At 70.9% G+C, this 8,991-nt stretch carries 11 protein-coding genes and 1 pseudogene; 10 read left to right on the top strand and 2 right to left on the bottom strand.

Annotated features, from left to right (window positions below):
* Window positions 1-761, bottom strand: a 761-nt coding sequence (locus tag RT323_RS14925; protein ID WP_313409863.1) for a sigma-70 family RNA polymerase sigma factor, incomplete at its 3' end; no start/stop codon positions are given.
* 511 nt (window positions 762-1,272) lie between these two features.
* Between RT323_RS14925 and RT323_RS14920 the strand changes: the two genes are divergently transcribed.
* The 8 genes from RT323_RS14920 (at window position 1,273) to RT323_RS14885 (ending at window position 6,533) form a co-directional block, all read left to right on the top strand.
* Complete coding sequence (locus RT323_RS14920; RefSeq protein ID WP_313409861.1) at window positions 1,273-1,980, top strand: hypothetical protein; 708 nt, start codon at window positions 1,273-1,275, stop codon at window positions 1,978-1,980.
* 201 nt (window positions 1,981-2,181) lie between these two features.
* Window positions 2,182-3,393, top strand: coding sequence for an ATPase, T2SS/T4P/T4SS family (locus RT323_RS14915; protein ID WP_313409860.1), 1,212 nt, complete (start codon window positions 2,182-2,184; stop codon window positions 3,391-3,393).
* Window positions 3,381-4,235: a type II secretion system F family protein gene (locus tag RT323_RS14910; protein ID WP_313409858.1), complete on the top strand. Its 855-nt coding sequence runs from the start codon at window positions 3,381-3,383 to the stop codon at window positions 4,233-4,235. Before RT323_RS14915 ends, RT323_RS14910 begins: the two co-directional genes overlap by 13 nt.
* Window positions 4,232-5,140, top strand: a complete 909-nt coding sequence (locus RT323_RS14905; protein WP_313409856.1) for a type II secretion system F family protein — start codon at window positions 4,232-4,234, stop codon at window positions 5,138-5,140. Before RT323_RS14910 ends, RT323_RS14905 begins: the two co-directional genes overlap by 4 nt.
* Before the next feature lie 14 nt (window positions 5,141-5,154).
* Window positions 5,155-5,328: a hypothetical protein gene (locus RT323_RS14900; RefSeq protein ID WP_313409854.1), complete on the top strand. Its 174-nt coding sequence runs from the start codon at window positions 5,155-5,157 to the stop codon at window positions 5,326-5,328.
* 1 nt (window position 5,329) lies between these two features.
* Window positions 5,330-5,719: a TadE/TadG family type IV pilus assembly protein gene (locus RT323_RS14895; RefSeq protein ID WP_313409852.1), complete on the top strand. Its 390-nt coding sequence runs from the start codon at window positions 5,330-5,332 to the stop codon at window positions 5,717-5,719.
* The gene (locus tag RT323_RS14890; RefSeq protein WP_313409850.1) at window positions 5,716-6,132 is read left to right on the top strand and encodes a hypothetical protein; all 417 of its coding nucleotides are present in this window, start codon (window positions 5,716-5,718) and stop codon (window positions 6,130-6,132) included. Before RT323_RS14895 ends, RT323_RS14890 begins: the two co-directional genes overlap by 4 nt.
* Window positions 6,129-6,533 (top strand): pilus assembly protein TadG-related protein, encoded by a 405-nt coding sequence (locus tag RT323_RS14885; protein WP_313409848.1) that lies wholly within the window; start codon window positions 6,129-6,131, stop codon window positions 6,531-6,533. The genes RT323_RS14890 and RT323_RS14885 overlap by 4 nt, the downstream gene beginning before the upstream one ends.
* 28 nt (window positions 6,534-6,561) lie before the next feature.
* Here RT323_RS14885 and RT323_RS14880 read toward each other — a convergent pair whose 3' ends face one another.
* A complete protein-coding gene (locus RT323_RS14880; protein WP_313409847.1) occupies window positions 6,562-7,149 on the bottom strand; it encodes a 5-formyltetrahydrofolate cyclo-ligase in 588 nt (195 codons plus the stop codon).
* 18 nt (window positions 7,150-7,167) lie between these two features.
* Here RT323_RS14880 and RT323_RS14875 point away from each other — a divergent pair, with 18 nt between their 5' ends.
* Window positions 7,168-8,544, top strand: coding sequence for a UTP--glucose-1-phosphate uridylyltransferase (locus tag RT323_RS14875; protein WP_313409845.1), 1,377 nt, complete (start codon window positions 7,168-7,170; stop codon window positions 8,542-8,544).
* A gap of 27 nt (window positions 8,545-8,571) precedes the next feature.
* A pseudogene (locus RT323_RS14870) lies at window positions 8,572-8,991 on the top strand (molybdopterin molybdenumtransferase MoeA); the annotation flags it as partial.

The raw sequence follows: 8,991 nt of genomic DNA, 5'->3' as shown, positions 1-8,991 counted from the left end.
GGCAGCGCGCCCAGCGGCAGCAGGAGGAGTCCGAGGTGGGCGCGTGCGTCGCGCAGGTCGTCGAGGCACGCGGCGCAGGAGGCGCAGTCGTCGATGTGCGCCTCGACCCGGCCGGCGTCGCGGCGGCTCGTCCGGCCGTTCACGTGAGCCGGGAGTAGCGCACGGACCGCGGCGCACCGCGGGTCGTCAGTCAGCGAGACCTGCTCGCGCAGGTAGCTGTCCTGGAAGGCGCGCCTGGCCCGGAGGGCGAGTGCGGCGACCGCGTTCGGCTTGAGGTCCATCCGGCGGGCGATCTCGGGGTGCGGGACCTGCTCCACCTCGGTGAGCCACAGCACCTCCTGCCACCGGGGTGTGAGGCTCGAGAACGCCGAGCGGAACGTCTCGGTGCGCATGACCTGGTCGGTGTGATCCTGCTCGACCAGGGCGGGCTCGAGGTCGAGCGTGTCGACGGGTACGTCACGGCCGCGCCGCAGGCGGTCGATCCACGTTCGGTGGACGGTGGTCGCGATGTAGCCGGCCATGTTGTGGACCGGTCCGGCTCCCGAGCGCAGCGCTGAGAGCGTGCGGGTGAACGCATCGGAGACCACGTCGTCCACGTCGCTGGGATCGGCGATCCGCCGTGCCACGCCTCGAGCGACGGGGAGGTGCTGCTCGTACAGGCGGGCGAAGGCGTCGTCATCGCCATCGCGGGCAGCGGCGAGCAGTGCCCGTTCGTCGGGCGCGATGCCGGGTCCTGGTCCCGCGGATCTCGAGGTGCTCACCCCATGATGACGCCACATCCGCCACACTCGTGACGTGCAATCGTGAGTGAATCTCTGGTTTACACCTGCGTGGGACCTTCCCTCGGACCGCGACGACACGGTCCCACGGTCCCGGTCCTGCTCCTCATCGCGCGGGCGGACGTCGCGAATCGCACGCGATGACGCGCCGGTGCCGCATTTCTTGGGTGGCGCATGTCACAGCGTCGGAACATCATCCCCGGAGGCTCGATCGCGTCATCTCACATGAAGGCGCTTTGGGGAGCGCCGTGCCGCCGCGCTGGGGGAGCGCGACGTGGGGAGTGGCTTCGAGGACGGCGCACCGTGGGGAAGCGGAGCGCCGTCCGAGAGGCACCCGATCACGCTCGCCGACGGCGGCTGCAGGAAAGCACTGGCGGATCCAGAAGCCGTGCGCCATCATCGTCCATCGATGCGCGCGGCGTGCGTCCCTCAGCGAGAGCAGTGGTGCCCGATGGTGCGAAGAGCGTGCTGGATCAGCGGTTGGGCAGCGTTGGTGGGCGGTGTGCTCGCCGCGGCGGCAGCGGCGTCGGTGATCGTTGTCGGCGTCCTCGCGTTGTCCGGACGGGTGACGTACCCGGTGAACGTCGGTCTCGGCCCGCTGTCGATGAGTCACCAGATCTCGATCCCGGTCGCCTTCAGTGGTGACGTGTGCCAGTCGGCCAGCGTTCGCGAGCAGGACCCGTCCGTGGACTGCCTGAGGTTCTTCGTCCACGACGCCGGATGGGCGACGGACAGCCTGGCGGACCCGGTCCGGGTCCAGGACGCGGATGTCCGGCCGACCTCGGCGACGCTGACGGGGACCGTCCAGCTCGCCACGACGGGCGGCTGGAATGCGCTGGTCGCCGCGTCCGTCGCACGGACGGCGATCCTCCTGTCGGTCGCCAGCGCCGTGCTAATCCTGGTCTCCCGACTGCTCGCGACGTTCGCGGCCGGCCGCGGCGCCGACGCTCGCTCACTCGGGCAGGTGCGTGCCGTCGGCTGGCTGCTGGTGTCGGGAGGCGCGGCTGAGGTGGTCTTCAGCCTGTTCAGCAGCGCGTCGCAGTTCGGGTACTCCGTCGAGACCTTCGGCTCGGGTCCGCACCTCGCTGCCGGGGGCACCAGCGGCGTTGACGTCTCTGCGATCGCCGTCGGCGGCCTGGTCCTGATCGTCGGCGAGCTGTTCCGCCGCGCCGCGGTCGCTGAGAGCACGCCGGCGGCCTGAGGATCGAGCCTGCGTTTCGGGTTTCCTCCAGCGGTTGGCGCCTCCGACGTACTCGGCCGGTCCCACGTCACTCATCCGTCTCAGGCGTTCCTTCCGCGCCAAGTTTGTCCACAGGCGGCTGAAAGCCCTTGCGGCCGCGTCGCCGCCCCCGGCAGGATCGGGCCCGCCCGGGTTCGGGCAACGGCTTTCGGGGGGAAGCACATGGAGGTCTTGGGGGATCGCGTGCGCGCTCTGGTGCGCGAACGGCGGATCGATCCACGCACGGACGTCGACGCGGTACGCCGTGCGGCGGCCGATGCCGTCGCCGAGCACGAGCAGCGCAGCCTGACCGGCGCCGTCCGCGCGCTCGATGAACCGGACCGCACCGTCGGCGAGCTCGTGTCCGACCTGGTGGGCTTCGGTCCGCTGCAGCGGTTCCTGGACGACCCCGAGGTCGAGGAGCTCTGGGTGAACGAGCCCGAGCGGGTGTTCGTGGCGCGCGGGGGCCGTCACGAGCTCACTTCGGTGATGCTGACGTCGGCGCAGGTGCGTGAGCTGGTCGAGCGGATGCTGTCGTCCAGTGGTCGGCGACTCGACCTCAGCCAGCCGTTCGTGGACGCGATGCTGCCGGGCGGTCATCGCCTGCACGTCGTCCTCGACGGCATCACCCGCGGCTTCACGGCCGTCAACATCCGCAAGTTCGTGGCCAAGGCGGCCAGCCTGGATGACCTCGTCACGCTCGGAACGCTCGACGAGAAAGCGGCGTCGTTCCTGCGCTCGTGCGTGCTGGCCGGACTCAACATCGTGGTCAGCGGAGGCACCCAAGCAGGCAAGACGACGCTCCTGAACTGTCTCGCCGCGGCGATCCCTGGGACCCAGCGCCTCGTCTCGGTCGAGGAGGTCTTCGAGCTCAAGACGGCCCATCCGGACTGGGTGGCGATGCAGACCCGGCAGGCCGGACTGGAGGGGACGGGCGAGATCACCCTGCGCATGCTGTTCAAGGAGGCACTGCGCATGCGGCCGAACCGGATCATCGTCGGCGAGGTCCGCGCCGAGGAGGCGCTCGACCTGCTGCTGGCCCTGAACTCCGGCTTGCCCGGGATGGCGTCGATCCACGCGAACTCCGCCAAGCAGGCGCTCGTGAAGCTGTGCACCCTTCCCTTGTTGGCCGGCGAGAACGTCTCGGCCAGCTTCGTCGTGCCGACCGTGGCCGGATCGGTCGACCTCGTCGTCCACACCGCCGTCGACGCCACGGGACACCGAGCCGTGCGCGAGATCGTCGCCACGACCGGACGTGCCGAGAACGGCATCATCGAGTCCGAGACCGTCTTCGTGCGACGCCACGGGCGGCTCGAGCGAGGTCCCGGAACTCCACAACGGCACGAGGCGTTCGAAGCAGCCGGCATCGATCCGGGGGCGCTGTGGGAACCCTGATCGGACTGTTGTTCGGCATCGGCCTGCTGGTGGTGTGGGACAACTGGGCACCACGTCCTGCCCGACGCACGAGACCGCGCGGACCCGGCCGGATCCGCGCACTCCTCGAACGTGCGGGTCTGCCTGACCTGAACCCACGGTCGGTGCTGGCGGCCTCTGTGGGCCTCGGCGTCGTGGGGACGCTCATCGGGTGGGCGCTCACCGCCGTTCCTGCGGTCGGGCTCGTCGCCGGCGCCGGGTCTGCCTGGGTGCCGTTCGCCCTGCTGCGGGCGCGGGCCGCGACGCGCCAGCGCGAGCACGCCGAGGCCTGGCCCGACGCCGTCGATCACCTGGCCTCAGCCGTTCGCGCCGGACTGTCGTTGCCCGAGGCCTTGATCCAGCTCGGTGAGCGCGGCCCGGCCGAGCTGCGCAGTGCGTTCGCGCAGTTCGGCCGCGATTACGGATCGACCGGACGGTTCACCGAGAGCCTCGACCTGCTGAAGACGCGCCTGGGGGATCTGGTCGGCGACCGTGTCGTCGAGGCGCTGCGGATCGCCCGCGAGGTCGGCGGCGGAGACCTCGGGCGGCTGCTGCGCTCGCTCTCCGGTTTCCTGCGCGACGACCTGCGCACGCGCGGCGAGATCGAGTCCCGTCAGTCCTGGACGATCGGCGCCGCCCGTCTCGCGGTCGCCGCTCCCTGGCTCGTCCTGTTGATGATGAGCTTCCAGCGCGACGTGATCGCTCGGTTCGCGACGCCGGCCGGAGTCACGCTCCTGCTCGGCGGGGCGGTGACGTGCCTGGTCGCGTACCGGCTGATGCTGCGGCTCGGGCGGCTCCCGGTCGAACAGCGGATCCTCGCGTGATCGGCGCTGTGCTCGCCGCGATGCTCGCGGGCGGCCTGTTGCTGGTCGCCGATGGATGGCGCCGGGCGCGACGACCCAGCCTCGCCGATCGCGTCCTTCCCTATGTGCGGGACGTGCACCCCACACCCGGTGTGACCACGGGGCACCTGGTGGGCGAGGTGTTCGGTCCGGCGTGGCGACGTGTCACCGGTGCCATCGGCGAGTCGCTCGGGAGCAACGCCGCGATCGCCCGCCGACTCCGGAACTGTGGACTCGACGACGACGTCGAGGCGTTCCGCCTGCGGCAGGCGACCTGGGGCGCGCTCGGCCTCGCCGCTGCGGTGGCGATGTCGATCGTCGCGTGGTCCGTCAGTCATCCACCCGTCGTCGCGTTGCTGATGTGGTGCATCGCGGGGCTGGTCGGCGGATGCCTGGCCTGCGACCAGTGGCTGTCGGCGCGGGTCCGCTCGCACGAGGCGCAGCTGCGTGCCGAGTTCCCGACCGTCGCGGACCTGCTGGCGCTCTCGGTCGCCGCCGGCGAGAGCCCGCTCGCGTCGATCGAACGGGTCACCCGGGTCAGCCACGGAGCGCTGTCCCACGAGCTGGGCCGAGTCCTGGCGCAGGTGCGCTCGGGCGAGACCGTCGTCGCGGCGCTCGATGAGTTCGCCTCACGCACGGGCGTCACGTCGATCGCCCGGTTCGCCGAGGCGATGGCCGTCGCGATCGAACGAGGCACCCCGCTGATCGACGTCCTGCACGCCCAGGCGGCGGACGTCCGCGAGACCGCGCGTCGCGAGCTGATGGAGACGGGCGGACGCCGCGAGATCGCGATGATGGTCCCCGTCGTCTTCCTCATCCTGCCGATCACGATCGCTTTCGCATTCTTCCCCGGAATGGTCGGACTCCACCTGACATCGGGTGGCTGAGAGAAGGAGAACGCATGAACTCACTGATCGCGAGACTGCGACATCGCCGACGACAGGAGCGGGGCGACGTCCCGGGCTGGGTGATGATCACGCTGATGACGGCTGGGATCGTGGCGGGCTTGACGGCCGTCGCCGGACCGCGGCTGTCGGCGATGCTCAACCAGGCACTGTCGTCCGTCGGCGGCTGAGGTGCCGGCGCGCGCTCGGCGCGAGCGTGGCGCGGCCGTCCCCGAGTTCGTCCTGGTGGTGCTCGTCCTCGTGCCGCTGGTCCTCGGGATCGCGCAGGTGGCGCTGGTGCTGCATGTCCGGAACACGATGGTCGCCGCCGCGTCCGACGGTGCACGATCGGCCGCGATGCTGGACGCCGGTCCAGACGCAGCCCGGCAGCGGGCACGCGACGTGATCCGCACGACGCTGGCCGACCGCTACGCCGCGTCCGTCGTGGCCCGCGAGTCCGTGATCAACGGGCTCGACGTCATCGAGGTCCGGATCAGCGGCGACATCCCACCCTTGGGCCTGTGGGGTCCGGGGGTGTCCGTGGAAGCGGTCGGCCACGCCGTCCGGCAGGAGGAGCCGTGAGCTCCGAGCGCGGCAGTGCCACGGTCGAGTTCACCTGGCTGACGCTGCTGCTGCTCGTCCCTCTCGTCTACGTCGTGATCGGCGTGTTCGAGACCCAGCGCGCCGCGTACGGCGTGGCTGCCGCCTCCGAGGCAGCCGCTCGCGCCTTCATCCAGGCCGACGACCCGACCGCTGCGGAGTCGCGAGCGCGAGCAGCCGCCCGGCTCGTCCTGGAGGATCACGGCGTCGACGGTGCCTCCGTGTCGACCCGCTGCGAACCGGCGTGCTTCGAGCCCGGCTCCTCGGTGGTCGTGGTGGTGCGGTCCTCGCGACGGCTGCCCTTGGCACCGGACCTGTTCGGCGATCCCATCGCGGCGTTCGACGTCGACACGACCCATTCCGAGCCGTTCGGCCGCTACCGGGCAGCGCCATGAGCACGCGCGAGCGAGCGAACGTCACGGTCCTCACGATCGGCTTCGTGGCCGTGCTGGGGATGCTGGTCGTGGTCGTCGTCAACGCGTCCGCGGCGTTCCTCGAACGGCGGGAGCTGATGAATCTCGCGGACAGGGCGGCCCTGCACGCGGCCGATGGGCTCGATCGCGATCGCGTCTACGCCGGCGGCATCGACGAGTCAGCGGTGCTGGACAGTGCCGATGCCCACGCCCTGGTGCAGGGCATCGTCCCGAGCGGCGTGGGCCTCGACCTGCGGACCTCCGGCGACCGGGTCGAGGTCAACCTGACGCGACGCGTGCGCCTTCCGCTCGTGCCGCCGGGGTTCCCGGACACGGCCACGATCCGGGCCGAGGCGACGGGACGGCTGCACCTCGTGCCGTGACCGGGCAAGACGACACCTCTGCGACTGGCTAGACCAGCCCCCGCGTCGGACGGAAGAGGCCGCCGGGGGAGAGGACCAGGTCGACGGGTCGGTCGTGGGGCTCGTGCGGAAGCTCGGCGCGCAGCTCGTCGTCGTAGACGAGTGCGCACGTGACGCCGGGGAAGTCCACCAGGGCTCGGTCGTAGTAGCCGGCGCCCCGGCCCAGCCGGTTGCCACCGTGGTCCACGGCCAGCGCCGGGATGATCGCGACCTCGCAGGCGTGCAGTGCGGACTCGCCCAGCCGCGGTCCCGTCGGCTCGGGCACGCCGAGGTCCCCGACCACGACCTCGCCGGGTGCGTACGCGACCCAGTCCAGTGTCCGGTCGGAGTCGCTGACCGGCACGACGATCTCGGTGCCCAGCTCCGTCAGCCAGTCGAGCAAAGGGCCCGTGCCGGGCTCGCTCGGCATCGACAGGTAGGCCGCCACGCGGCGAGCCCGCACCAGCGCCGCCACGGCCGGTGCGTGCAAGGCGATCGCCTGCGCCGCTTGAACCCTTTCCGATTCAGACCGACGCCGCCGACGGTCGGTGACCGAGATGCGGACCTCATTCTTCTCAGGAGTCACATTCGCCGACATGGCGCTAGCCTAGGGCCGATGAACGCACTGGCAGAGGCTCAACGCAAGATGCGCTCGGTCGGGTTGCCCGAGCAGGCGATCGATGTCTTCACGGCGTTCTACCACCAGCTCGAGGGTGGAGCGTCCGGCCTCATCCCCGAGGCCGAGGTCGAGCCCCTCCAGGACATCGCCAGCATCGAGAGTCTCGACTACGACACCGAGACGCTGCGCCGCGCCGCCGCCGAGACAGTCGTGATCAAGCTCAACGGCGGCCTGGGCACCACGATGGGCATGAAGCAGGCCAAGTCCTTGCTGCCGATCAAGCACAGCCTGAGCTTCCTCGATCTCATCGTCGACCAGGTCTGGCACGTGCGCTCCACGCTGGGCGTCGACCTGCCGCTGCTGTTCATGAACAGCTTCCGCACCCGCGACGACACGCTCAAGACGCTGGCGAACTACCCCGAGCTCAAGGTCGGCGACCTGCCGCTGGACTTCCTGCAGAATCGCGAGCCCCGCCTCACGGCCGACACCCTCGAGCCCGTCGAATGGCCGGACGACCCCACCCTCGAGTGGTGCCCGCCCGGTCACGCGGACCTCTACACGGCCCTCGACGCGTCCGGCGTCCTCGACCAGCTGATCGAGTCCGGCTACCGCTACGCCTCGGTCTCCAACGCCGACAACCTCGGCGCGGTGCCGGACCCCGCGATGATGGCCTGGTTCGCGCAGACCGGCGCCCCCTACGCCGCCGAGGTCTGCCGCCGCACTCCCGCCGACGTCAAGGGCGGCCACCTCGTCGTGCGCAAGTCGGACGGTCGGCTGATCCTGCGCGAGACCGCGCAGATCGCTCCCGAGGACCGCGAGGCCGCCGCCGACCTCAAGGTCCACCGGTACTTCCACACCAACAACCTGTGGTTCGACCTGCACGCCCTGCGCCGCGAGCTCGACCGTGCCGAGGGCGTCCTGGACCTGCCGCTCATCCGCAACCAGAAGAACGTCGATCCGACCGACCCCGACAGCCCCGAGGTCATCCAGATCGAGTCGGCGATGGGCTCGGCGATCTCGGTCTTCGAGGGCGCCACGGCCATCGAGGTCGACCGCGCGCGCTTCCTGCCGGTCAAGACCACCGACGACCTGCTGCTGCTGCGCTCGGACGTCTACGACGTCGGCCCCGACTATCAGCTGCGCGCTCGCGTCGACGACGTCCCGGCGGTCGACCTCGACAAGCGCTACTACAAGGCCATCGACGACTTCGACAGGCGCATCGCCTTCCCGGTGTCGCTCGTGTACGCCTCGTCGCTCACGGTGCGCGGAGACTGGACCTTCGGCGAGGGGGTCTTCGTGCGCGGCGACGTCGTCCTCGAGGACGAGGGCGGGCCGCGCCACGTGGCGTCCGGAACCGTACTGTCCGGGAACTGAGCGGTTACGGCCGTTAGGCTGGCCAGCATGTCGTCAGGACAACTGCCCCCGCGGACGCGCCCCGTCAGCGTCGCCCCCGGTCGCCTGACGGTGGAGGACCACCTCGAGACCATCCTGCGCGGCGTCGGCCCGCTCGCGGCGTACGACCAGCCCGTCGTCGAGTCGCTCGGCCTGACCCTGCACGAGGACGTCGTCAGCGACCACGACCTGCCCCGCTTCTCGACCGCCGGCGTCGACGGTTACGCCGTCAACGCCACCGACATCGTCGGCGCCCGGTCGGGCGAGCCCGTCGAGCTGCCCGTGGTCGCCGAGATCGTGCCCGGCCTGGGCAAGCCGTTCGCCATCAGTGGCGGCTCGTGCGTGCGGATCATGACCGGCGCGCCCCTGCCGCGCGGCGCCGATGCGGTCGTCCCGGCCGATGCCACCGACGGCGGCCGGACCACCGTG

The sequence above is a fragment of the Aeromicrobium sp. genome (genome assembly GCF_032084975.1).
Lineage (GTDB): Bacteria > Actinomycetota > Actinomycetes > Propionibacteriales > Nocardioidaceae > Aeromicrobium.
Note: the sequence above shows the minus strand (reverse complement) of the source record. Positions and strands in the feature narration are given on the sequence as shown.